Annotated in this window: 24 protein-coding genes; 14 read left to right on the top strand and 10 right to left on the bottom strand. The window is 74.8% G+C overall.

Features of this window, described 5'->3' with window-relative positions; translation table 11 throughout:
- Positions 1 to 311: 311 nt before the first annotated feature.
- Together AC0OO9_RS09585 and rsrA are read left to right on the top strand one after the other, a co-directional pair.
- Positions 312 to 1151, top strand: coding sequence for a sigma-70 family RNA polymerase sigma factor (locus AC0OO9_RS09585; protein ID WP_484517001.1), 840 nt, complete (start codon positions 312 to 314; stop codon positions 1149 to 1151).
- A gap of 1 nt (position 1152) precedes the next feature.
- A complete protein-coding gene (gene rsrA, locus AC0OO9_RS09580; RefSeq protein ID WP_132231099.1) occupies positions 1153 to 1440 on the top strand; it encodes a mycothiol system anti-sigma-R factor in 288 nt (95 codons plus the stop codon).
- A 136-nt stretch (positions 1441 to 1576) separates the two neighbouring features.
- Here the strand turns inward: rsrA and AC0OO9_RS09575 are convergent, their stop codons facing one another.
- Positions 1577 to 1651, bottom strand: coding sequence for a 50S ribosomal protein bL37 (locus AC0OO9_RS09575; protein ID WP_369700219.1), 75 nt, complete (start codon positions 1649 to 1651; stop codon positions 1577 to 1579).
- A 277-nt stretch (positions 1652 to 1928) separates the two neighbouring features.
- Here AC0OO9_RS09575 and AC0OO9_RS09570 point away from each other — a divergent pair, with 277 nt between their 5' ends.
- Together AC0OO9_RS09570 and AC0OO9_RS09565 are read left to right on the top strand one after the other, a co-directional pair.
- The gene (locus AC0OO9_RS09570; protein ID WP_088973021.1) at positions 1929 to 2144 is read left to right on the top strand and encodes a biotin/lipoyl-binding carrier protein; all 216 of its coding nucleotides are present in this window, start codon (positions 1929 to 1931) and stop codon (positions 2142 to 2144) included.
- Entirely contained in the window at positions 2141 to 2650 is a 510-nt protein-coding gene (locus tag AC0OO9_RS09565) for a GNAT family N-acetyltransferase (protein WP_484517000.1), read from the top strand. Before AC0OO9_RS09570 ends, AC0OO9_RS09565 begins: the two co-directional genes overlap by 4 nt.
- A gap of 18 nt (positions 2651 to 2668) precedes the next feature.
- Here AC0OO9_RS09565 and AC0OO9_RS09560 read toward each other — a convergent pair whose 3' ends face one another.
- Entirely contained in the window at positions 2669 to 4420 is a 1752-nt protein-coding gene (locus AC0OO9_RS09560; protein WP_484517902.1) for a tetratricopeptide repeat protein, read from the bottom strand.
- Positions 4421 to 4665: 245 nt separating this feature from the next.
- Here AC0OO9_RS09560 and AC0OO9_RS09555 point away from each other — a divergent pair, with 245 nt between their 5' ends.
- Complete coding sequence (locus AC0OO9_RS09555) at positions 4666 to 5697, top strand: SIS domain-containing protein (protein ID WP_484517901.1); 1032 nt, start codon at positions 4666 to 4668, stop codon at positions 5695 to 5697.
- 25 nt (positions 5698 to 5722) lie between these two features.
- Positions 5723 to 7339, top strand: a complete 1617-nt coding sequence (locus AC0OO9_RS09550) for a histidine kinase N-terminal domain-containing protein (protein ID WP_484516999.1) — start codon at positions 5723 to 5725, stop codon at positions 7337 to 7339.
- Positions 7340 to 7375: 36 nt separating this feature from the next.
- Here AC0OO9_RS09550 and AC0OO9_RS09545 read toward each other — a convergent pair whose 3' ends face one another.
- Both AC0OO9_RS09545 and AC0OO9_RS09540 read right to left on the bottom strand, forming a co-directional pair.
- Complete coding sequence (locus AC0OO9_RS09545; RefSeq protein WP_484517900.1) at positions 7376 to 8800, bottom strand: glycosyltransferase family 39 protein; 1425 nt, start codon at positions 8798 to 8800, stop codon at positions 7376 to 7378.
- Positions 8801 to 8915: 115 nt separating this feature from the next.
- The gene (locus AC0OO9_RS09540; protein WP_484516998.1) at positions 8916 to 9383 is read right to left on the bottom strand and encodes a hypothetical protein; all 468 of its coding nucleotides are present in this window, start codon (positions 9381 to 9383) and stop codon (positions 8916 to 8918) included.
- Positions 9384 to 9728: 345 nt separating this feature from the next.
- On the opposite strand from AC0OO9_RS09540, the gene AC0OO9_RS09535 reads away from it, so the two are divergent.
- The 4 genes from AC0OO9_RS09535 to AC0OO9_RS09520 all read left to right on the top strand — a co-directional run bounded on the left by AC0OO9_RS09535 (position 9729) and on the right by AC0OO9_RS09520 (position 13342).
- Positions 9729 to 11444: a nitrite/sulfite reductase gene (locus tag AC0OO9_RS09535; protein ID WP_484516997.1), complete on the top strand. Its 1716-nt coding sequence runs from the start codon at positions 9729 to 9731 to the stop codon at positions 11442 to 11444.
- Positions 11445 to 11514: 70 nt separating this feature from the next.
- Entirely contained in the window at positions 11515 to 11673 is a 159-nt protein-coding gene (locus AC0OO9_RS09530) for an IS1 family transposase (protein ID WP_121399684.1), read from the top strand.
- Positions 11670 to 12455 (top strand): phosphoadenylyl-sulfate reductase, encoded by a 786-nt coding sequence (locus AC0OO9_RS09525; protein ID WP_484516996.1) that lies wholly within the window; start codon positions 11670 to 11672, stop codon positions 12453 to 12455. Before AC0OO9_RS09530 ends, AC0OO9_RS09525 begins: the two co-directional genes overlap by 4 nt.
- Positions 12456 to 12589: 134 nt before the next feature.
- A complete protein-coding gene (locus tag AC0OO9_RS09520) occupies positions 12590 to 13342 on the top strand; it encodes a sirohydrochlorin chelatase (RefSeq protein WP_484516995.1) in 753 nt (250 codons plus the stop codon).
- An 89-nt stretch (positions 13343 to 13431) separates the two neighbouring features.
- Here the strand turns inward: AC0OO9_RS09520 and AC0OO9_RS09515 are convergent, their stop codons facing one another.
- Together AC0OO9_RS09515 and AC0OO9_RS09510 are read right to left on the bottom strand one after the other, a co-directional pair.
- The gene (locus AC0OO9_RS09515; protein ID WP_007072794.1) at positions 13432 to 13689 is read right to left on the bottom strand and encodes a WhiB family transcriptional regulator; all 258 of its coding nucleotides are present in this window, start codon (positions 13687 to 13689) and stop codon (positions 13432 to 13434) included.
- Between the two features lie 450 nt (positions 13690 to 14139).
- Positions 14140 to 15090: a diacylglycerol/lipid kinase family protein gene (locus AC0OO9_RS09510; RefSeq protein WP_484516994.1), complete on the bottom strand. Its 951-nt coding sequence runs from the start codon at positions 15088 to 15090 to the stop codon at positions 14140 to 14142.
- 43 nt (positions 15091 to 15133) lie between these two features.
- On the opposite strand from AC0OO9_RS09510, the gene AC0OO9_RS09505 reads away from it, so the two are divergent.
- Entirely contained in the window at positions 15134 to 15523 is a 390-nt protein-coding gene (locus AC0OO9_RS09505; protein ID WP_484516993.1) for a hypothetical protein, read from the top strand.
- Positions 15524 to 15565: 42 nt separating this feature from the next.
- Here AC0OO9_RS09505 and AC0OO9_RS09500 read toward each other — a convergent pair whose 3' ends face one another.
- Together AC0OO9_RS09500 and sodN are read right to left on the bottom strand one after the other, a co-directional pair.
- A complete protein-coding gene (locus tag AC0OO9_RS09500; RefSeq protein WP_132231108.1) occupies positions 15566 to 15973 on the bottom strand; it encodes an ATP-binding protein in 408 nt (135 codons plus the stop codon).
- Positions 15974 to 16176: 203 nt separating this feature from the next.
- Complete coding sequence (gene sodN / locus AC0OO9_RS09495) at positions 16177 to 16581, bottom strand: superoxide dismutase, Ni (RefSeq protein ID WP_088998581.1); 405 nt, start codon at positions 16579 to 16581, stop codon at positions 16177 to 16179.
- A gap of 86 nt (positions 16582 to 16667) precedes the next feature.
- Between sodN and AC0OO9_RS09490 the strand changes: the two genes are divergently transcribed.
- From AC0OO9_RS09490 to AC0OO9_RS09480, 3 genes are all read left to right on the top strand, one after another.
- Positions 16668 to 17018 (top strand): S24 family peptidase, encoded by a 351-nt coding sequence (locus tag AC0OO9_RS09490; RefSeq protein ID WP_151457052.1) that lies wholly within the window; start codon positions 16668 to 16670, stop codon positions 17016 to 17018.
- Between the two features lie 140 nt (positions 17019 to 17158).
- Positions 17159 to 18334: an NAD(P)-dependent malic enzyme gene (locus tag AC0OO9_RS09485; protein ID WP_151457053.1), complete on the top strand. Its 1176-nt coding sequence runs from the start codon at positions 17159 to 17161 to the stop codon at positions 18332 to 18334.
- 95 nt (positions 18335 to 18429) lie between these two features.
- Complete coding sequence (locus tag AC0OO9_RS09480) at positions 18430 to 19392, top strand: zinc-binding dehydrogenase (RefSeq protein ID WP_484516992.1); 963 nt, start codon at positions 18430 to 18432, stop codon at positions 19390 to 19392.
- A gap of 174 nt (positions 19393 to 19566) precedes the next feature.
- On the opposite strand, the gene AC0OO9_RS09475 is transcribed toward AC0OO9_RS09480, so the two are convergent.
- A complete protein-coding gene (locus AC0OO9_RS09475) occupies positions 19567 to 20562 on the bottom strand; it encodes an alpha/beta hydrolase family protein (RefSeq protein WP_484516991.1) in 996 nt (331 codons plus the stop codon).
- A 316-nt stretch (positions 20563 to 20878) separates the two neighbouring features.
- Positions 20879 to 21769 carry an alpha/beta hydrolase family protein gene (locus AC0OO9_RS09470; protein ID WP_484516990.1) on the bottom strand — a complete coding sequence of 297 codons (891 nt, stop codon included), beginning with the start codon at positions 21767 to 21769 and terminating at the stop codon, positions 20879 to 20881.

Below are 21769 nucleotides of genomic sequence, written 5' to 3'. Positions count from 1 at the left end.
CGCCGCCCCCGCTGCCCCCGCCGCCCACGCGACCGGGACCGGCGCCTCCCGTGACCGGGGTGCGGGCGTGCTCCGCGGCGGACGCCCGGCGCTCCGGCGGGCCGTGTCCGCCTGCCGCGGCGGGTCGTTGCATCGGATGGCGCCGGACGCCCGGTTCGGGCGGGCGGCGTCGGTCCTCCCAGGCCCTTCCTGGTCCCAGCGTCGGCCTCCGCCGGCGCCGGGACCAGGAACGGGGGAGGTGAGCGGAATGCCCCGCCCCGTCGGGGGCGTTGCACCCCCCGGGACGACATTTCTGGCGAGGGGGGAGACCGGTGCCGACCGAGACGCGGGTCCGGGAACGGGACGAGCGGGGAGCGCGCCAGTTGCGACGGCTGCTGGGCGGCCCGGACTGGCCCGCGGTGGTGCCGCCGGTCGGCCCGGCCGTGGTGAGCACGCACACGGTGAGCACGAGCACACCCGCCGGAAGTGAATCTGCGGGCACGTCCGTACGCGTATCCTCGGCGGGAAAGCATCCGACGCGAGGGGATGTGCGGTTGACCACCGAGAAGACGGACGAGCGCAGGGCCCGCTTCGAGCGGGACGCGATGCCCTTCGTCGATCAGCTCTACGCTGCCGGGCTGCGGATGACCCGCAACCCGGCGGATGCCGAGGACCTGGTCCAGGAGACCTACCTGAAGGCGTACGCCGCCTTCCACCAGTTCGAGCAGGGCACGAACCTGAAGGCCTGGCTCTACCGGATCCTGACCAACACCTACATCAACTCCTACCGCAAGCGGCAGCGCCAGCCCATCCAGGCGCCGACCGACGAGATCACCGACTGGCAGCTCGCCGAGGCCGAGTCGCACACCTCCAGCGGGCTGCGCTCGGCCGAGACCGAGGCGCTGGACCGGCTGCCGGACAGCGACGTCAAGGAGGCCCTCCAGCAGTTGCCGGAGGAGTTCCGCCTGGCCGTCTACCTCACCGATGTCGAGGGCTTCTCCTACAAGGAGGTCGCCGACATCATGGGCACGCCGATCGGCACGGTCATGTCGCGTCTGCACCGGGGCCGGCGTAATCTGCGCAAGCTGCTCGAACAGTACGCCGCAGAGCGGGGCTTCAGCGCCGCGGCGTCGAAGAAGGGCTCGACCGCTTCCGCCGGCCGGGAGGTCTGACATGAGCTGTGGAGATCCGCACGAGACGGATTGCCGCGAGGTCATCGCGGAGGTCTACCTCTACCTGGATCTGGAGTGCGCGGAGGAGCGGCGCACGCTGATCCGGCACCACCTCGACGAGTGCGGCCCGTGCCTGCGCGAGTACGGCATCGAGCAGGAGGTGCGGGCGCTGGTGGCCCGCTGCTGCGGCAACGAGACCGCGCCCGACCAGCTGCGGGAGCGGCTGCGGCTGCGCCTCACCGAGCTGGTCGTCTTCGAGGGCACCGAGTCGAAGGAGCTTGCCGACTGAGGTCGGGCCGGGTGCGGCAGCCGACCGAGGTCGGTGCCCCCGGGGACAGCAACGCCGGTGGCCCGGGTCGTGACGACCCGGGCCACCGGCGTCTGCGCCGACTGGTCGACGCCGGGCCGTGGGGCCCGGCCGCCGGTCAGGAGTTGGGGCGCTTGCCGTGGTTCGCGCCGCTCTTCTTGCGGGCCTTCTTCTTGCGGGCCTTCTTCGCCATGGTGACCTCCTCGTGATGGTCGGATCCCGCCTGCGCACGATCTCGGCGCCGGTGCACGCACCGGTCCTCCCGGCGCCGGGTCCGACCCGCTGATGCTAGTGCGGCCGGCACCCGCCGTCGTCCGCCGGGGCAGCCGACGCCGCGCCACGCCGCACGACCCGCCGGGGGACCGCCCCTGAGTCGATCATCGGCCCGGCCCGCGCCGCTCCACGCCCGCCGGAGGTCGCCCGCATGATTGGATACGTCGGCAGGCAACCGCGAGAGGGAGGGCCCGAAGATGGCCGAGGAGATCCGCGCCGAGATGGTGGCGAACGTCTGGAAGGTCGTCGCGTCGGCCGGGGACACCGTGTCCGAGGGGGACACCCTGGTGATCCTGGAGTCGATGAAGATGGAGATCCCGGTCGTCGCCGAGTCCGACGGTGTCGTCAAGCAGCTCGCGGTCAACGAGGGCGACGTCGTGCAGGACGGTGACCTGATCGCGGTGATCGATTGACCGGCCTCTCGGTGCGCCGGGCCGGGCCGGCCGACTTCGCGGCGGTGGCCCGGCTGACGGTGGCCGCGTACGAGGCGGACGGCCAGCTGAAGAACGAGCACGGCTACGCCGCCGTACTCGCCGACGTGGCGTCCCGGGCCACCGACGGCGAGGTGCTCGTCGCCGTCGACGAGGCCACCGGCGAGCTGCTCGGCTCGGTGACCCTCGTCCTGCCCGGCAGCCGCTACGCCGAGCTTTCCCGGGCGGGTGAGGCGGAGTTCCGGATGCTGGCGGTGGACCCGGCCGCGCAGGGGCGGGGCGTCGGCGCGGCGCTGGTCGAGGCCTGCGTGTCGCGGGCGAGCGAGCTGGGCTGTTCCGCCGTCGTCATCTGCGTCCGCGACGGCTTCGCCGCCTCCGCCCAGCGGCTCTACCGGCGGCGTGGCTTCGTACGGGTGCCCGAGCTGGACTGGGCGCCCGTGGACGGGGTGCGCCTGCTCGGCCTCCGGCTGGAGCTGACCGGCGCGTGAGCCGCCGGCGGCGACGGCTCACCGGCGCCTGAGCAGCCCCCAGAGGCGGCGCAGGCGGGAACGCGGCCGGGTGATCGGGGCGGTAGCCGTCAGCGCGGTGGCCAGGGCCGCCGTCTCCGGATCCAGGGCCGGGCTGGCCAGGGCCAGGTGCGCCAGCGACGGTGCGATCGGCGCCGGGCGGGTCCGGGCGACCGCTGCCACGTCGGCCAGCCGCTCGGTGACCACCCGGGCCACGTCGGGGCGCACGTCCGGGTCGACCCAGGCGGCGGTGACCAGGGCGAACAGGGCCGCCTCGGTGACCCAGTCCTCGACCCCCCAGACCAGGTCCAGCAGCACTTGGCGCCGGGTCGACTCCGCCCACGGCTCGTCGGTGCGGTGGTGCAGCAGGCCCAGGCACGCCCACACCTGGACGCAGCGCACCCAGAGCGAGGGGTCCTGCCCGAGTACCCGGCCCAACGCGGTCGGCGGCGCCTCCGGCGGGTGCGCCAGCAGGCCGAGCAGGTCGTCCAGTTCCAGGGTGGCCAGGCCCACCGCCGCGTCGTACGCCGCCGGCGGGTGCGACCACGCCGGGTGGGCGAGCTGCCGCAGCCGCGCCGCCGCCTCCGGCGAGGGCGCCGGCACGGCGGGCACGACCGTCGTCCCGTCGGGTCGCCAGAGCTGCCGGGCGGTCGCCCGCCGGGGCTCGCGCGGGTCCGGGTCGGGCACGCCGGCCACCTCGATCCGCAGCCCGGGCGCGGCCGTCGCGGCGGCACGCAGCGCGCTGGGCGGCGGGGGCTGGTCCAGCCGTACGGCGCCGAGGCCGACGCGCTCGTCGGTGACGGCCTGACGCAGCGCGTCCACCACCGGCCCGGTCGCCGGGGTGACCTGCCCGAGCCAGGGCCGGCCCCGGCAGCTCTCGGCCAGGTCGCCGTGCTCGTGCGTGTCGTCGGGGTGGTCCCGGACGAAGTCGGCGAGTGCGACCAGGTGCGCCACGTCGCCGTCGCGCTGGTGCCGCAGCCGGTGTGCGGTGTGCACGGCGCACTCGAAGGAGGGGTCCCGGGCCAGCGCCCGGTCGATCCAGCCGAGCGCCTCGTCGAGCCGCCCGTTGTCGGCGAGCGTGCCGGCGATGTCGGCGTAGACGGTTAGGTCGTCGGGGTCGTGCGCGACGGCCCGGCCGAGTGCCGCCAGCGCCTCCCGGGTGCGCCCGGCGCTGCGGTACGCGTACCCGAGCCACACCTCGCCGATCTTCGACGGCTCCGCGCGTACGCCCCGGGCGGCCCAGCGGATCGCCAGGTCGACCTCGCCGACGCGCCTGGCCAGCGCGGACGCCGCGCCCAGCAGCAGGCCGTGCCCGGGGTGGACGGTGACGGCGTTGCGGGCCAGTGCCAGGTAGGGGGCCAGGGCGGCCCGCCCGGCCCGGGGCACCGGGTCGGGCACGGCGGCGCAGACCTGCATGAGGATCCGGGCGGCCCGGTCCGGTTCGAGGCGTTCGGCGAGTTCCGGGGTGGTGACCCACGGCACCCCGGCCCAGTCCGTCCCCGGCGCGTGGCCGGTCGCCGCGACCAGCAGGTCCAGCCCCTCGGCTGGCCGGCCGGCGGCGGCGAGCAGGTGCGCGCGGGCCACGACGGCGCCGACGAAGGCGTGGCCCTGGAGCGGGAAGAGGTCGACGCCGCCCGCGCCGTCGGTGGCGGCGAGCCGGGCGAGGGTCTCGTGCACCTCGGGCAGGGTCGGGGCCTGGGCCAGTGCGGCGGCGACGTGACCGGCCGCGTGTGCCAGGTCGTTGTCGTCCATGGCGAGACGGGCCAGGGCAAGTTCCTCCGCCGCGGACAGCGACCGGTCGTCCTCGGGCACGTCGTCCTCTCGCTCGTCGGTCGGTGGGGCCGGGCAAGCCTAGGTGATGTTGCGCCGAGATGGTGATCATCTGCGCACTACTGCTCGTTCGATTGCTCACGCCAGCGCAAACGTGCAAGACTGAGCAGGAAACGCGCGGCAACCGCGCAGTGGGAGGAGTTTCCGTGACGCGTGCAGGGGCCGGCATGGCGGCCGACATCGACGAGCAGCCGGCGGGCTACGAGCGGCTGCTCTCCGCCGAGCACGCCGGGGCGATCGCCCAGGTGGCGGCGGTCATCGCGGAACGCCGCCCGCGGCACGTGGTCTTCACCGCCCGGGGCACCTCCGACCACGCGGCCCTCTACGGGGCGTACCTGACCGAGATCCGGCTCGGCCTGCCCGCCGGCCTCGCCTCGCCCAGCGTCGTCACCCTCTACGGCGCGAAGCCGGACCTCTCCGACGCGCTGGTCGTCGGCGTCAGCCAGAGCGGCGGCTCGCCCGACCTCGCCGAGGTGCTGCGCACCGCCCGCGCCTCCGGCGCGCTCACCCTCGCGGTCACCAACGCGCCCGACTCCCGGCTGGCCGGCGTCGCCGAGCTCAGCGTCGACATCGCCGCCGGGCACGAGCGCGCGGTGGCCGCCACCAAGACCTACACCGCCGAGCTGCTCGCCCTGCTGATGCTCGTCGAGGGCGTCCGGGCCGGCGACGGCGCGCTGCCCGCCGACGAACGCGAGGCGCTCGCCGCCCTGCCCGAGCTCGCCGCGCGCACCCTGGAGGACACCACCCCCACCCAGCTCGCGCCCCGCTACCGGTTCGCCGGCCAGCTCGTCACCACCGGCCGGGGGTACGCGTACCCGACCGCCCGCGAGGCCGCGCTGAAGCTGATGGAGACCTCCTACCTGCCGGCGCTCGCGTTCTCCGGCGCCGACCTACTGCACGGCCCCCTCGCCATGACCGACCCGGACGTGCCGGTGCTCGCCGTGGTCGGCTCCGGGCCGGGCGGCCGGTCGATGGGCGAGGTGCTGCCCCGCCTCGGCGAGCGCCGCGCCGACGTGGTGGTGGTCGGCTCCGCCGACGTCGAGGGCGCCACCCGGATGGCCGTCCCCGAGGTCGACGAGCGCTACGCGCCGCTGCTGGACATCCTGCCGTTGCAGCGCCTGGCGCTGGCGCTGGCGCTCGCCCGGGGCGAGGACCCGGACGCGCCGCGCGGGCTGAAGAAGGTCACCGCGACGATGTGACGCCCGTCGTGGCACGCTGGTCGACGTGTCCACGCTGCGCAACCTCGCCGAGGAGCACACCCGCCTCCGCCCGGCCGACATCGACCACCTGCACCGCATCGCCGGCGACTGGCAGTTGCTCTCCGATCTGTCCTTCGCCGACCTGCTGCTCTGGGTGCCCGTGGACGGGGACGGCGCGTTCCTCTGCGTCGCCCAGGTCCGGCCGACGACCGCGCCCACCGCGTACCTGGACGACCAGGTGGGGCGGATCGTCGGCGGGCCCGAGGTGGCCCACCTGGAGGTGGCCCACCGGCAGGGCCGGATCTGGCGGGAGGGCGACCCGGTCTGGTACGGCGACGTGCCGGCCCGGCACGAGGCGATCCCGGTCCGGTTGCGCACCACCGACGGCGAGGCCGGCGAGGTGATCGCCGTGGTGGGGCGGGACACCAACCTCTCCACCGCGCGCACCCCGAGCCAGCTGGAGCTGAACTACCTCACCACCGCCGACGACCTGGCCCAGATGATCGCCGACGGGACCTTCCCGCCGCCGCGCCATCCCGGGGAGACCACGTCGGCCCCGCGCGTCGGCGACGGGCTGGTCCGGCTCGACGCCGGCGGCAAGGTCACCTACGCGAGCCCGAACGCGCAGTCGGCGTACCGGCGGCTGGGCTATGCCTCCCACCTGGTGGGCGAGGACCTGGCCGCGCTGCACCGCCGACTGGCGAGCGACCCGCTGGAGGGCACCGACGCGGCGAACGGCATCCTCGCGGCGCTGCGCGGCGAGGCGCCGCCCCGCCGGGAGATCGACGCGCGGGGTGCGACGATGCTCACCCGGGCGCTGCCGCTGATGCCCGCCGGGGTGCCGATCGGCGCGCTGGTGCTGGTCCGCGACATCACCGAGGTACGCCGCCGCGACCGTGCCCTGATCACCAAGGACGCCACCATCCGGGAGATCCACCACCGGGTGAAGAACAACCTCCAGACCGTCGCCGCCCTGCTGCGGCTCCAGGCCCGCCGGGTGTCGATGCCGGAGGCCCGGGTCGCCCTGGAGGAGTCGGTACGCCGGGTCGCCTCCATCGCGCTGGTGCACGAGACCCTCTCCATGTCCAGCGACGAGGCGGTCGAGTTCGACGGCATCGTCGACCGGGTGGCCAGCGCCGCCACGGAGGTGGCCGCGACGGAGGCCACGGTCGGCATGCGGCGCGAGGGCAGCTTCGGCGTGCTGCCCGCCGAGGTCGCCACGTCGCTGGTGATGGTGCTCAACGAGTTGCTGCTCAACGCCGTCGAGCACGGCTTCCCGCCGGCCGCCGAGACGCCCGCCGACCCGACCGGCCCCGGAACCCCCGCCCCGGTCGCGGCCGGGCCGCCCGCCCCGGGAGCGGCCGTGGCGGAGGCGGCCGGTCCGGTGGAGCCGGAGGTGGTGCTGTCGGCGCACCGGTTCCGCAAGATGCTGCACGTCTCGGTCACCGACAACGGGCGCGGGCTGCCGCCCGACTTCGACGCCGAGCGGAGCGGCAACCTCGGCTTGCAGATCGTCCGCGCGCTGGTCACCGGCGAGCTGCGCGGCACCATCGAGCTGCGCGACGGCGCGAAGGGCGGCACCGAGGCGACGCTCGTCGTCCCGCTGGTGCGCAACGCCCCCGAGGGCCGTCCCGCCGGCTGACCCGGACGCACCGACGCGACGGCCGGGGCGGGTTGGTCAGCGGGTCAGCAGGGCGACGGTGAGTCCCGGGCGCGGCCAGACCTGTTCGACGGTGTAGCCGGCGCGCAGCGCGTCGCCCTTGGCGCCGGCGACGGCGGCCAGCGGATCGTCGCGGCGGCCGGCCAGGACCAGCCAGACCCGTTCCGCGCCGGCCAGGCACTCGGCCGGGCGGGCGCACTCCGCGGCCCACAGGTCGCCCCGGCGGGCCTGGTCCCGCGTCACCAGCACGTCACGGGGCCGACGGTCGCCCAGGTGGTACGCGAGACCCAGGTCGAGGAAGAGCCAGCTCTCCCGGGGGGAGTAGACGACCGCGTCGCCCGGCCGCTGACCGTCGGCGACGATCCGGGCCGCGCCCCGGTAGTCCACCGTCGCGCTGCGCGGCCACTCGTGGGTACGCCGCAGCGCCGCCTGGTCGGGCAGCCCGAGCAGCCCGGCCAGGGCGACGACGGCCAGCGCGGGCGGCAGCGGCACCGTCGCCAGCGCCGCGCCCGCGAGCAGGCAGGCGAAGGGCACCACGAAGACGAGGTACCGGGGCACCCAGAGCGGTACGACCAGCCCCGCGGCGAAGAGCAGCAGCACGGGCAGCAGCACGGCGAGCCCGGGCAGCAGGGCGCGCCGGCCCAGGCGTGCCGCACCGAGCGCCGCGAGGCCCACCAGGACCCCGCCCACCACCCCGCTCTGCGCCACCCCGCCCGCGAGCGCGGCCAGGTCGTCGGGACGGACGGCATCCACCCAGCCGAGCTGCCGGGAGCGCTGTTCCCTGCCGAGCAGCACCAGCGGGGTCAGCAGCAGCACGGTGGGCAGCAGGGCGAGCGCCCAGCGCAGCGGGCGGTTCGGCGGCCCCGTACGGCGGGTGGCGAGCACCGCCACCGCGTGCGCGGCGAGCAGGGTGAGCGCGACCAGGTGGGTGAGCCCGAGCGCGGCAACGGCGGCGGCGTACCCGGCCCAGCGCGTCCACCCGGGTCGGGCCGTCGCCTCGACCAGCAGCAGGGTCGCCAGCACCGCCAGGAAGGTGGCCAGCGCGTACGGGCGGGCCTCCTGGCCGTACCGCGAGGTGCCCGGGAGCACTGCGAGGAGCAGCCCGGCGAGCAGTCCGGCCCGGGCACCGAGCAGGCGCTGCCCGAGGAGCGCGGTCAGCCCGGCCGTGGCGGCCATGGCCAGTGCGGCGGGCAGCCGCAGCGCGGTCACCGAGTCGCCGAAGACGGCCACCCAGGCGTGCATGAACAGGTAGTAGGGGCTGGTGGCGGCGTCGATGGTGCCGGCGAGCCGGACGAGGTCCCCGGGCGACCGGCTCGCCGCGCTCCAGGTGGCCAGCTCGTCGCGCCACGGCTGCGCGTGGTCGATCCCGGTCAGCACCACGGCCAGCGTGGCCAGGCTCGGCCCGATCCAGATCAGCCGGCCCGTGCGGTCCGGCCCGCTCACCGCCTCGCGCGCCGGCGGGACGCGGTCGCCGGGCGGGTCAGCGGAACCGGTCACATACCGCAGCGTCACACAGTCCGGCCGTCCGGTGCGCCGATCCGCCGATCGGGCGCCGGCGTCAGCCCTCGACCGTGACCCCGTGCCTCCCGCACGCGGCCACGAAATGGGGCAGGATCTGGCGCAGCGTCTGCCGGTAGAGCTCGGCCCCCGGCCCGGTCTCGCCGCGTAGCCGCTGCACCCGTTCCACCTGACCGACCATGGTGGCCCCGACCTTCGCGAGCTGGGGGTCTGCCGAGGCCTGGAAGAGCTCGGTCAGCTCCACCAGCTTCTCGCGGGGCACGAGGGGCCCCTGCTCACCGCGCAGCAGCACCCCGCTGGAGCGGCACGCGCGTACCCCGCTGTCCTCGTCGGCGGGCGACGCGAAGCTCCGGTACGCCACCACGGCGCCGGCCCCCACGAGGAGCAGCCCGAGCAGGGCGGCGGCGACCACCACGACGCGGCGTCGACGCCGGGGAACCGGGCCGGCGGCCGGGGCGGTCGTCGTCCCGGTGCCCGTCGTGACGGGGGCGGCGTGCGGGTCGGTCATGGGGGTTTCCTCCGTTCGGGTGGCGGCGGAGCCTAGCATCGGCGGTCTTCGGGGCGTGGCCCGTGATGTGGGATCCCGCACGCACTCGTTGGCCGGCCCCCCTCGCGTGTGGCAGCATGACTTCCATGACCGCCGCTGTCGTCCGCCGCTTCGTGGCTCGTCGCCACGTCGACTACGGCCGCGTGCGCAGCGCGATCTGTCCGGCCCACTGACGACGCCCGATCACTCTGTCTCGGGCGCGCCTCGCGCCGGCTGTTCCGACACCGTTGTCGCCAGCCCGTTCCGACGGGTCGGCCGCGCGCCTTGCGTGTTCCCGAGGCACCGCAGACAACGGAGGACGCCGCCATGGCGGTCAGCAGCATCCCGGCCCGGGCCGGGGACCCGACGTCCCCCCGACCGGCCCGGACCCCCCGCCGGCCCCGAGGTGAAGGTCAGTGGGCGCTCGGTCACCGCGAGCCGCTCAACCCCAACGAGCGGATCAAGAAGGACGACGACCCGCTGAACGTACGGGCCCGGATCGAGAACATCTACGCCCACCACGGGTTCGCCTCGATCGACCCGCAGGACCTCCGTGGCCGCTTCCGCTGGTGGGGTCTCTACACCCAGCGCAAGGCGGGCATCGACGGCGGCCGTACGGCCGTGCTGGAGCCGCACGAGCTGGAGGACGAGTTCTTCATGCTCCGGGTCCGGGTGGACGGGGGCGAGCTGAGCCTGGCGCAGCTGCGGGTGGTCGCGGACATCTCCCGCGAGTTCGCCCGGGACACCGCCGACATCACCGACCGGCAGAACATCCAGTACCACTGGATCCGGGTCGAGGACATGCCGGAGATCTGGCGCCGCCTGGAGTCCGTCGGCCTGCAGACCACCGAGGCGTGCGGCGACTGCCCCCGGGTGGTGCTGGGCAGCCCGGTCGCCGGGGTGGCCCGCGACGAACTGCTCGATCCGACGCCGGCGGTCGACGAGATCGTCCGCCGCTACGTGGGCGACAAGGCGTACTCCAACCTGCCGCGCAAGTTCAAGACCTCCATCTCCTGGCTCGTCGACACCCCGTACGAGGCGAACGACATCTCCTTTCTCGGGGTGGACCACCCGGACCACGGGCCGGGCTTCGACGTCTGGGTCGGCGGCGGCCTGTCCACGAACCCGATGCTGGCCAAGCGGCTCGGCGTCTGGGTGTCGCTGGAGGAGGTGCCGGACGTCTGGGCGGGCGTGGTCGGCATCTTCCGCGACTACGGCTACCGCCGGTTGCGCAACCGCGCCCGGCTGAAGTTCCTGGTCGCCGACTGGGGCGTGGAGAAGTTCCGCGAGGTGCTGGAGAAGGAGTACCTGGGCCGGGCGCTGCTCGACGGCCCGGCCCCGCAGCTGCCCGACAGGCCGGTGGACCACATCGGGGTGCACCCGCAGCGCGACGGGCGCAACTACGTCGGGGCTGCCCCGGTGGTGGGCCGGGTCTCCGGCGGGCAGCTCGCCCGCCTGGCCGACGTGGTCGAGGCGCACGGCAGCGGGCGGGTGCGGCTGACCCCGTACCAGAAGCTGCTGGTGCTGGACGTGGCGCCGGAGCGGACCGACTCGCTGGTGCGCGGGCTGCGCGGGATCGGCCTGGAGGCGCAGCCGTCGGCCTGGCGGCGCGGCACGATGGCCTGCACCGGCATCGAGTACTGCAAGCTGGCCATCGTCGAGACCAAGGCGCGCGGCGAGGAGCTGGTGGCCCGGCTGGAGGAGCGGCTGCGCGACTTCGACGCCGACATCTCCATCCACCTCAACGGCTGCCCCAACGCCTGCGCCCGCACCCAGGTCGCCGACATCGGCCTCAAGGGCCAGCTCGTCGTCGGCCCGGACGGGCGCCAGGTGGAGGGCTTCCAGGTCCACCTCGGCGGCGGGCTGGGCATGGCCGAGGGACAGACGGCCGGGTTCGGCCGCAAGCTGCGCGGTCTGAAGACCACCGCCGAGGAGCTTCCGGCGTACGTGGAGCGGCTGGCCCGGCGCTACCTGGCGGGCCGGGAGACGGGCGAGACGTTCGCCAACTGGGTGATCAGGGTCGACGAGGAGGAACTCCGATGAGCGATCGAAGCGAGCGAATCAGCGGTGCCGTGGGGCCTCGTCGCGGCGCCGAGCGAAGCGAGGTGACGCGATGAGCGAGACCCGTTCCGCGCCGTTGTACTGCCCGTACTGCGGCGAGGAGGACCTGCGGCCGAGTGAGGCCGGCCACGGCGCCTGGGAGTGCCACGCGTGCGCCCGGGTGTTCACGGTGAAGTTCACCGGCCTGCTCGGCCGGGCGGTGGCCCGGTGAGCGGGGGCACGGGCGACCGGCCCGGTCTCGTCTCGGCGGCGGGTCTGGGCCTGGTCGGCCTGGGCGCTCCGGCTCCGGCCGACGCGGCCCGGCGCGACCCCGACGAGCTGCGCGCGCTGGCCGAGGCGGCCGGCCGGGACCTGGAGGGCGCGCCGGCGCTGGAGATCGCGCGCTGGGCGGCCGAGACCTTCGGCGCCCGGTTCTGCGTCACCAGCTCGATGGCCGACGCCGTGCTGGCCCACCTGGTCTCCCGGGTCGCCCCGGGGGTGGACGTGGTCTTCCTCGACACCGGCCTGCACTTCCCGGAGACGCTCCGGGTCCGCGACGAGGTGGCCCGGACGCTGCCGGTGAACGTGCGCTCGATCCGGCCGCGCCTGACCGTGGGCCAGCAGGACGGCCAGTACGGCCCGCGCCTGTTCAACAAGGCTCCGGACGACTGCTGCCAGCTGCGCAAGGTGGAGCCGCTGGAGCGGGCGCTCGCCGGCTACGACGCCTGGGCCGCCGGGCTCCGCCGGGACGAGTCGCCGACCAGGGCGAACACGCCGGTGGTGACCTTCGACGCGCGCCGGGGCAAGGTCAAGGTCAACCCGATCGCGGCCTGGCGGCAGGCCGACGTGGACGCCTACGTCGCCCGCTGGAACGTGCCGGTCAACGAGCTGTTCAAGCAGGGCTACGGTTCGATCGGCTGCTGGCCCTGCACCCGCCGCACGAAGGCGGGGGAGGACCACCGGGCCGGCCGCTGGGCGATGTTCGAGAAGACCGAGTGCGGCCTGCACGTCTGACCGGGCCGGTCCCGGGCTCTCCCGCGTGGGGGGCGCCCGGGCCGGGCTCTCCCGCGTGGGGAACGCCCGGGCCGTCGGAGGCGGCCGGGTCGTCAGGGGCGGCCGGGCCGTGGCGGCCGGTCGGGCCGTCGGAGGTGGCCGACCCGGTGGTCCTGGTCGCCCACGGCAGCCGGGACCCGAGGGCCGCCGAGGCGACCCGGGCGCTGGCCCGGGCCGTGTCGGCCGCCCGGCCGGGCACCCCGGTGCTCGCGAGCTGGTTGGACCACACCGAGCCGGGACCGGCGACCGTGCTGCGGAACCTGGCCGCCGCCGGGCACCCCCGGGCCGTGCTGGTGCCGCTGCTGCTCACGGCGGCGTACCACCGGCGGGTGGACGTCCCGGCGGCGGTCGCGGCCGCCCGGGAGTCGGGGGCACCGATCGCGGTACGGGTGACCGACGTGCTCGGCCCGGCCGACGGGGCGGTGGACGCCGGTCTGCTGGCGGGCCTGCACCGGCGGTTGGGTGAGGCGGGGGCGGGGCGCTTCGACGGGCTGGTGCTGGCCGCGGCCGGCACCAGGGACGCCCGGGCGCGCGGGTCGGTGGGCCGGGTGGCCGCCGCGCTGCGCGCCGGTCTCGGCGTGCCCACCCGCGTGTCGTACGCCTCGGCGGCCCCGCCGGCCGTCGCGGCGGCGGTGGCGCGGCTGCGGGCCCGGGGCGCCGGGCGGGTGGCGGTGTCGGCGTACTTCCTGGCTCCGGGCCTGTTCCACGACGCCGTCGCCGCGGCGGCGCGGGGCGCCGGTGCGGTGGCGGTGTCCGCCCCGCTGACCGACGCGCCGGAGCTGGCCGATCTGGTCCTGCGGCGCGTGGACGCGGCGAGCCGGATGGCCGGGCTCACGGCCGGGCCGTGACCGGAGGCCGGATCACCAGTACGGCCACCGGACAGCAGTACGCCCCGGCGGGCGTACCCGGCCGGGGCGTACTGACTGGTGCGTGGGGATCAGGCGGAGTGAGCGCGCAGCACCCGGAGGCCACCGCGGCGCTTGACAGCCCGCCGCTCCTCCTCGCTCATCCCGCCCCAGACGCCAGCGTCCTGACCGGACTCCAGCGCCCACTGCAGGCACTGGTCGGTCACGGAGCAGCGCCGGCAGACGGCCTTGGCCTGCTCGACCTGCAGGAGAGCCGGCCCGGACGTCCCGATCGGGAAGAACAGCTCCGGGTCCTCGTCGCGGCAGACAGCATGGTGACGCCAGTCCATGGCGGCAACACTCCTCATTCTGGGTGGGTGGCAGAGATTGCTTCTGTTGCTTTTCCTATATGCATCCGCAGCGCCGAATGGTGACGGTTCGCGTACGCCTATTCGGCAGTGCGTGAGCAGGCTGTGTCGGCCCCGCGGACCTGCTGGAACAGCTCAACCTGACGAGCCTATCCAAACAATGTCCCGGTAACTCAAGTTCGCTTGTGAATACTTTCACGAACGCCCGGGATGTCAAGGGTGACGCTCGGAAAAACTCCGGGCGGTGAGCAAGCCCACAACCCCTTTGTCCGGATTCCAGCACCTTCCTGGTTACCCGGCGTACCACTGTCGAGGATCAATATAGTACAGTCCGCGTGACATTGCTGACATTTCCGGCACAGCCCCTCGGTGTGGCGGCCGTCGCATCGGTCCGGTGTCGCGGCCGCGTCGACCTAGGGCAGTACCCGAGACCTAGCAGATTACTCTCAGTGCGGCGGGAATGGATGTGAATCTGACTTTCTCCCGCTCGCCAAGGTAGTCGCCGTCGAGCTGGAACGCCTGCGGACGGGCCGAGGCCAGGGTGAACTCCGCGACATCGTGCAGCCGCAGCACCTGGCGGCCGTGCGGATCCGGGGTCCGGGAGAAGAACTGCGTCACCGTGCGTGTCGTACTGGCCACCCGGAGCTGCCGCAGGGCGAGCACGTCCAGACCCAGATCGAACGACGCCTCCGGGTTCGGATTGACCTCGCGGTCGCCCAGGTACGTCCACGGCGCGGTGTTCTGGATGATGACCGTCGCCAGCTCGCCCTCCGGCAACTCGTCCGGGCGCTCCAGGCTGATCGCCGGATGGCGGCGGTCGGAGTTGAGGAAGTACTGGGCCGCGGTGGACCGGAAGTAGAGCGCGGGCGTCGAGACCCGGCCCCGCCGGCGGGCCTGCTCCACCCGGTGGATGACGGCCGCGTCGAGGCCGAAGCCCGCGCAGAAGGTGAAGTAGCGGTCGTCGGCCCGGCCGAGCCCGATCGTCCGGTAGCGGCCCAGCCGCAGGCCCTCCAGGATCATGCTGGTCCCGTCCGGCCAGTCCCGGGGCAGGCCCAGCGCCCGCGCGAAGACGTTGGTCGAGCCCCCCGGCACGGTCGCCAGGGCGGGCAGCCGCTCGGCCGGCGTGGTGCTGGCGGGGATGGTCGGCGGCTGCGCCGCCATCAGGCCGTTGACGACCTCGTTGACCGTGCCGTCGCCACCGAGCGTCACGACGACGTCGACGCCCTCCTCGGCCGCCTCGCGCGCCAGGTCGGTCGCGTGCCCCCGCCGTCGGGTGTAGCGCACGGATAGGTCGACTTCGCTGCGCAGTGCCCGGACCAGGACGTCCCGGCTGCGCTCGCTGGTGGTGGTGGCCTTCGGATTGACCACCAGGACGGCCCGCATGGGCGGCACTGTACCGCGCGCCACCACGGGTATCGTGGCGCGCGTGACCATCGACTCCGACCCGATCCCCGCCACCCTCAGCTGGGCGGTCCGGCTGCTGCGGGCCGAGGCGGTCGCCGTGGGACTGGTCGCCGCGTGGCTGCTCTGGGCCGATCTCACCGCCACGACCACCGACCTCACGTCGGCGTTGCTCGTGACCGCGTTCGCCATCGGCGCGGCGGTGGCCCTCTGGGCGCTGGGCGGCGCGCTGGCGCGCCGGAAGGCGGGAGCCCGGGCCCCGGCGATCGTGCTCCAGTTGATGCTGCTGCCCATCGGCTGGTTCATGGTCCAGGGCGGGATGGGGTGGCTCGGCGTACCGCTGATGGCGCTCGGCCTCGGGATGACCGCTCTGCTGGTGAGCGCCCCCACCACCCGGGCCCTCGGCTTCGAGTGACCCCGCCGGGCCCGCGCGGCCCGGCGCCGGACGGGCGGCCGGTCAGTAGCCGGAGGCGCGGCGGGTGAGCAGCGAGATGGTGGCCCGGCCGTCGGAGGCCGTCGCGGCCGCCGCCGTGGTCAGCGCCGTGAGCACCTTCCAGGCGAAGGACGACTCGGCGGGGAGCGTCGCGCCGCGGACGGTCGGCACGGTCACCTCCACGGTGAGCGCGTCGTCCGTGACCGCGAAGCGGCAGTCGAGCTCCGCGTCGCGGGTAGCGATGGCGAGCAGCATCGCGCACGCCTCGTCGACGGCGATGCGCAGGTCCTCGATCTCGTCGAGGGCGAACTGCAGCCGCGCCGCGAGCCCCGCGGTGGCGGTACGTAGCACCCCGAGGTAGCCCCCGTCCGCGGGCACGGTGAGGTGCACGACGTCGTCGTCGGTCGTCGGCTGCCCGGTCAGTTGAGTCACCACTCATCCCCCCGGTCGGGGACTCTACCCGCTCGGCCGCCCGAACGTGTGGGGACCGCCACGTTCCCGCCCGCGGGACCCGTCAGCGCGCCCCGCCCTGCTGGTGGGAGCGGGTTCGGGCCCGGCCGGAACGTGCGCCACGACGACGACGGCCGGCACGCCCTCGGGACGTGCCGGCCGGATCGTCGGCGGACCGGTGAGGGTCACGCCTGCTTGGTCTCCCAGAAGATCTTGGAGATCTCGTCGATCTTCTGGAGCAGCTCGTCGGCCTTGGACGGGTCGGTGCCGCCCTTCGCGCCGGCGGCCCCGGCCAGCTTGGTGGCCTCGTTGAACAGCTGGTGCAGGTGCGGGTACTTCTCGAAGTGGGCCGGCTTGAAGTAGTCGGTCCACAGCACCCACAGGTGGTGCTTCACCAGGTCGGCGCGCTGCTCCTTGATCAGGATGGCGCGGGTGCGGAACTCGGGGTCGGTGTTGGCCTGGTACTTCTCGCAGATCGCCTTCACCGACTCGGCCTCGATCCGGGCCTGGGCCGGGTCGTAGACGCCGCAGGGCAGGTCGCAGTGGGCGCTGGCGGTCACGCGGGGCGTAAGGATGCGCGGAAGTCGCATCAGGATCCTCCATGGGAAGTTTGCGATGATCCAAGACGACATTACTCCTGGACGCGCTCCGGGGAGGCCGGGTGGAGGGGAAACCAATGGGGACCGATCACCCGACGGTGGCCCCCCGGCTGCGGTGGCCGCTGACCGCCGTACTGGTGACCGGTCCGTCCATGTCGCCCACGCTGCGGCACGGCGACGCGGTGCTGGTCCGCCCCGGCGGCCGGGCGGTCCGCCCCGGCGACGTCGTGGTCGCGGTCTTCCGCAGCCGCCCCGACCTGCTCGTGGTCAAGCGCGCGATCCGCGCCCAGGACGGCGGGTGGTGGCTGCGCGGCGACAACGACCTGGTCACCGACGACTCCCGGGCGTACGGGGTGGCCGACGTGCGGGGCCGCGTGGTGGCCCGCTACTGGCCCCGGCCCGCGCGGGTGCGCCCACAGCGGATATGACCCCGCTCACACCGGTGTGACGGTGGCGACACTATGCTCCAGACGTGCCCGGGTGACCCCCGCACCGCGTGCCGCCGCTCGGCGCCTCACCTCGCGTCCGCGCCGGCCGCCCCGTCTGCTCGACAGATCCTGGAGTCACCATGTCATCGTCCACCGTGGACCCCGCTGATCCCGTCTTCCGGCTGCACCGGGGCGGCAAGATGGCCGTCGCCTCGACCGTCCCGCTGACCAGCCGCGAGGACCTCTCCCTCGCGTACACCCCGGGTGTGGCCCGGGTCTGCGAGGCGATCGCCGCCGACCCGACGCTCGCCGACGACTACACCTGGGCGTCGCACACCGTCGCGGTCGTCACCGACGGCTCGGCCGTACTCGGGCTCGGCAACATCGGCCCGCGCGCCTCGCTGCCGGTGATGGAGGGCAAGGCGGTGCTGTTCAAGCAGTTCGGCGGCGTCGACGCGGTGCCGGTCTGCCTGGACACCCAGGACGTCGACGAGATCGTGGCGGTGGTGCGGGCGCTGGCCCCGTCGTTCGGCGGGATCAACCTGGAGGACATCAGCGCCCCGCGCTGCTTCGAGGTGGAGCGCCGCCTGGACGAGGCCCTGGACATCCCGGTCTTCCACGACGACCAGCACGGCACCGCGATCGTCGTGCTCGCCGCTCTGCGCAACGCCGCCAGGCTGCTCGACCGCAAGCTCGGCGACCTGCGGGTGACGGTCAGCGGCGCCGGCGCGGCGGGGGTCGCGGTGACGAAGATGCTGATCGCCGGCGGCGTGAACCCCGACCAGGTGGTGGTCTGCGACTCCAAGGGGATCATCGGCCGGCACCGGCCCGAACTGACCGGCACCAAGGCCGAGCTGGCGGCGGCCACCAACGCCGACGGTCGCGAGGGCGACATCACCGAGGCGCTGCGCGACGCGGACGTGCTGATCGGCGTCTCGGGCGGGCAGATCCCCGAGGCGGCGGTCGCCGGCATGGCCCCCGGCGGCATCGTCTTCGCCCTGGCGAACCCGACGCCCGAGGTGCACCCCGAGGTGGCCGCCCGGCACGTGGCGGTCGTCGCCACGGGCCGCAGCGACTACCCCAACCAGATCAACAACGTGCTGGCCTTCCCGGGTGTGTTCCGGGGCGCGCTGGACGCCAAGGCGACCCGGATCACCGAGGGCATGAAGGTCGCCGCCGCCGACGCGATCGCCGGCGTGGTGGCCGAGTCGCTCACCGCCGAGGCGATCGTCCCGTCCCCGCTCGATCCCCGGGTCGCCCCCGCGGTGGCCGAGGCGGTCGCCGAGGCCGCCCGCCGCGACGGCGTCACCCGCTGAACGTGTGAGGAAGGGCCCTTCCTGTCGCCCAGGCGATAAGAAGGGCCCTTCCTTACACGCCGGTGCCCTTCTTGCCGGGGGCTCGGCTTGTTACCGTGCCGATCATGCGTGCCGCCTTCGTCTCCCGCTTCGACGACGCCAACCCGCTCGCCGCGCTCACCGTCGGCGAGCAGCCTGAGCCGACCCACCCGGCCGACGACTGGGTGACCGTGCAGGTGCGGGCCAGCTCCCTCAACCACCACGACCTCTGGTCCCTGCGGGGGGTGGGGCTGCGCGCCGAGCAGCTGCCCATGATCCTCGGCTGCGACGCCGTCGGGATGGACCCGGACGGCAACGAGGTCGTCGTCTACCCGGTGATCCCCACCCCGGGCGACCCGCGCGGCGTCTCCATCCTCTCGGAGCACTTCCCCGGCACGCTGGCCGAGCGGGTCGCCGTACCCCGGTCGAACCTGCTGGCCCTGCCGGCGGGCCTGGCGGCGGCCGACGCGGCCTGCCTGCCGACGGCGTGGCTGACCGCCTGGCGGATGCTGACCACCGTGGGCCGGGTCGGCGACGCCGACGCCGTGCTGGTCCAGGGCGCCGGCGGGGGCGTGGCCACCGCGGCCGTCGCGCTCGCCGCCGCGATGGGCAAGCGGGTGTACGCGACCAGCCGCGACGCCGCCAAGCGGGAACGGATCGCCGAGCTGGGCGCCACCGCCGTCGAGCCCGGCGCCCGGCTGCCGGAGCGGGTCGACGTGGTGATCGAGACGGTCGGCGCGGCCACCTTCGACCACTCGCTGAAGTCCGCCGCGCCGATGGCCCGGATCGTGGTCTCCGGCGCCACCTCGGGACACGAGCCGAAGGTCAACCTGCGCCGGGTCTTCGCCATGCAACTGGAGATCCTCGGCACCTCGATGGGCACCCCCGACGAGCTGGCCGCCCTGCTCGCCTTCTGCGCCGAGCGCGGCGTGCGCCCGGTGGTGGACTCCGTGCTCCCGTTCAGCGAGGTCGCCGACGCCTTCGCCCGCCTGCATTCCGGCGACGTCTTCGGCAAGGTCGTCGTCGACCACACCGCCTGAGTCCCGCCGTCGCCGTGGGCCTCCCTGGTCGGGAGGCCGCCGTCGGTGTCGCCGGGGGTCCGCGACGGGCGGGCTCTGGGTGGCATCCCCGGTTAGGACGCCGCCGTCGGTGTCGCCGGGGGTCCGCGACGGGCGGGTCCCGGTGGCCTCCCTGACCAGGGAGGCCACCGTCGGTCAGAGGCGGTTGTCGAGGGTGGCGACGTCGTCGCGGGCGGCGTCGGTGGGGATGCGGCCCTTGGCGGCCTGGTCGCCGTAGAGCGACCAGCGCAGGAACTCGACAGTGGTGTCCGAGACCACCCGCAGCGAGGCCCCGTCGCTGAGCAGCGCGCGGCCGTGGTCGCCCTTCGGCAGGCTCAGCATCGCCTTCGGCCAGGGCACCCTGTCGTAGGCGGCCTTGCCGGCGGCGTACTCGACCACCTCGTCGGCCTCGCCGTGCACGAAGAGCTGCGGGGCGGCGGCGCCCGCGAAGGCGGTGCCGACGCCGAGCGCCGTGCCGGCGAAGACGACCCCGGCGTCCAGCCGTTCGTCCCGGCCGGTGGTGAACAGGCCGATGGTGGTCACCCCGCCGGCCGAGTGCCCGGCCGCCGCCACCCGGTCCGTGGCCAGCCGGCCGCGCAGCGGGTCGCCGGCCTTGCCGTCGAGGGCGAGGACCTGGGTCAGCACGTACGACACGTCGGCCGGCTGGTTGAGCACGTCGAGCACGTTGCCGTCGCCACCCCGGGCGGTGTGCGGGAAGGTCGGCGCGGCCACCACGAACCCGGCCGCCGCCCAGCGCGTGAGCAACGTCTCGTAGTCGGCCGGCCGGGCGCTCAACCCGTGGCTGAACATCACCACGGGGAACTTTCCCGTGGCGGCGTCCGGCGACCGCTCCGGCTGCCCGCCGGGCTTCCCGGCCGCCGGGTACCAGACGGTCACCGGCAGCGGGCGCTTCCCGTCGCGGTTCAGCTTCAGCTGCCGTACGCCGACGGCGAAGGCCTTCTCGGGTGCGGTGCCGACGGGCACCTGCGGGGTGGGGCCTGCCGCCTGTGCGGGCGGCGCCGAGACCGTCGCCTGCGGAGCCGCCTGGGAGCCTGCTGCCTGCGGGGCCGGCCCGGCGTCGTCGGAGCAGCCGACCAGACCGGCGGTGAGCAGTGCGGAGGCGAGCAGGGCGGGGGTGACACGACGCGGCATGGGAACGATTGTGCCTCGCGGCGCGCCCCGCTCCGCCCCAGACCGCCGCAGTACGCCCCCACCCGCTGCCCGCGTCCGCTGCCACCGCCACCCCTGAGCACTCCTGCGGCACCCGGGCTGCTGCCGGCGCCTGGACTGCTGGCGGTGTCCGGGCTGCTGGCGGTGCCTGGTGATCAGGACGCCATGGACGTTATCCGGCGGTTCTAGGGTCCATGGCGTCCTGATCACCGTTGGTTGGCGCACCAGCCCGTTCTCCTGATGGCTAGTTCCCATCGGCCTGCTCGGAGCGGCACCGGCCGGGTTCCGCTCGGGAGGGTCAGCGGGCGGGGCGGGTCTCGTAGAGCGTCACGCCGGGGCGGCGGGCGTCGCCGGGCAGGCGGCGGCCGGCGGCCGGGTCGCCGTAGAGCGTCCAGCGGAGGAAGTCCGTGGTGGTGGCCAGGACCTGGTCGAAGCCGGGCCGCCCCGGGTTCAGGTACTCGCCGTGGCCCTGCCCGAGCAGGCTCAGGAAGGCGGTGGGGCCGGTCGTGCGCTGGTACGCGGCGCGGCCGACCGTCACCGGCACGATCTTGTCCGCCGTGCCGTGCACGAAGAGCAGCGGGGCCGCCGGCCCGGCGAAGCTGCCGGCCGTTCCGCCACCGGCGATCACGATGCCGGCGCGCAGCCGCCCCGAGCGTCCGGAGGTGAACATGCCGGCCGTGGTGAAGCCGCCCGCCGAGTGGCCGGCGGCGGCGATCCGGGTGACGTCGAGGTGCCCGGCGAGCGGGTCTCCGGCGCGGGCGTCGAGCCGCGTCAGGTGCCGGATCAGCCGCCAGCCGTCGGCCGGCTGGTGGCGTACGTCGGCACGGCTGAACCGGGCCGCGCCGCGCCGGGTGTGCGGGTAGGCCGGGGCGGCGACCACGAACCCGGCGGCGGCCCAGCGCGCGGTCAGGCCGGCGTGCAGCTCGGGCAGGCTGTGCAGCCCGTGGCTGTAGACCACCACGGGGAAGCGCCCGGCGGCCACCGCGTCGCCCTCCGTCGGGTACCAGACGGTCACCGGCAGGGGACGCGCCGAGGCCGGGTCGACGGTGAACGTGCGTACGCCTACGGCATAGGCGGCAACGGGCGCCGGGCGGGCCGGCGGCGGTGTGCCGGGCGCGGCGGCTCCCGCCGGGGCGCAACCGGCCAGCAACGTCGTCATCAGCACGGCGACCAGCCGCTTTGTCCCCAC

The sequence above is a fragment of the Micromonospora sp. USAFONa4 genome (genome assembly GCF_057197825.1).
Note: the sequence above shows the minus strand (reverse complement) of the source record. Positions and strands in the feature narration are given on the sequence as shown.

Bases quoted from the DNA above. Each gene is read 5' to 3' on its own strand.
- sodN (WP_088998581.1), bottom strand. From the start codon at position 16,581: ATGCGACTTCCGCGCATCCTTACGCCCCGCGTGACCGCCAGCGCCCAC.
- AC0OO9_RS09560 (WP_484517902.1), bottom strand. From the start codon at position 4,420: ATGGACGACAACGACCTGGCACACGCGGCCGGTCACGTCGCCGCCGCA.
- AC0OO9_RS09530 (WP_121399684.1), top strand. From the start codon at position 11,515: ATGAGCGAGACCCGTTCCGCGCCGTTGTACTGCCCGTACTGCGGCGAG.
- AC0OO9_RS09535 (WP_484516997.1), top strand. From the start codon at position 9,729: ATGGCGGTCAGCAGCATCCCGGCCCGGGCCGGGGACCCGACGTCCCCC.
- AC0OO9_RS09485 (WP_151457053.1), top strand. From the start codon at position 17,159: ATGTCATCGTCCACCGTGGACCCCGCTGATCCCGTCTTCCGGCTGCAC.
- AC0OO9_RS09555 (WP_484517901.1), top strand. From the start codon at position 4,666: ATGGCGGCCGACATCGACGAGCAGCCGGCGGGCTACGAGCGGCTGCTC.
- AC0OO9_RS09540 (WP_484516998.1), bottom strand. From the start codon at position 9,383: ATGACCGACCCGCACGCCGCCCCCGTCACGACGGGCACCGGGACGACG.
- AC0OO9_RS09475 (WP_484516991.1), bottom strand. From the start codon at position 20,562: ATGCCGCGTCGTGTCACCCCCGCCCTGCTCGCCTCCGCACTGCTCACC.
- AC0OO9_RS09515 (WP_007072794.1), bottom strand. From the start codon at position 13,689: ATGGACTGGCGTCACCATGCTGTCTGCCGCGACGAGGACCCGGAGCTG.
- AC0OO9_RS09510 (WP_484516994.1), bottom strand. From the start codon at position 15,090: ATGCGGGCCGTCCTGGTGGTCAATCCGAAGGCCACCACCACCAGCGAG.
- AC0OO9_RS09570 (WP_088973021.1), top strand. From the start codon at position 1,929: ATGGCCGAGGAGATCCGCGCCGAGATGGTGGCGAACGTCTGGAAGGTC.
- AC0OO9_RS09490 (WP_151457052.1), top strand. From the start codon at position 16,668: ATGGGGACCGATCACCCGACGGTGGCCCCCCGGCTGCGGTGGCCGCTG.
- rsrA (WP_132231099.1), top strand. From the start codon at position 1,153: ATGAGCTGTGGAGATCCGCACGAGACGGATTGCCGCGAGGTCATCGCG.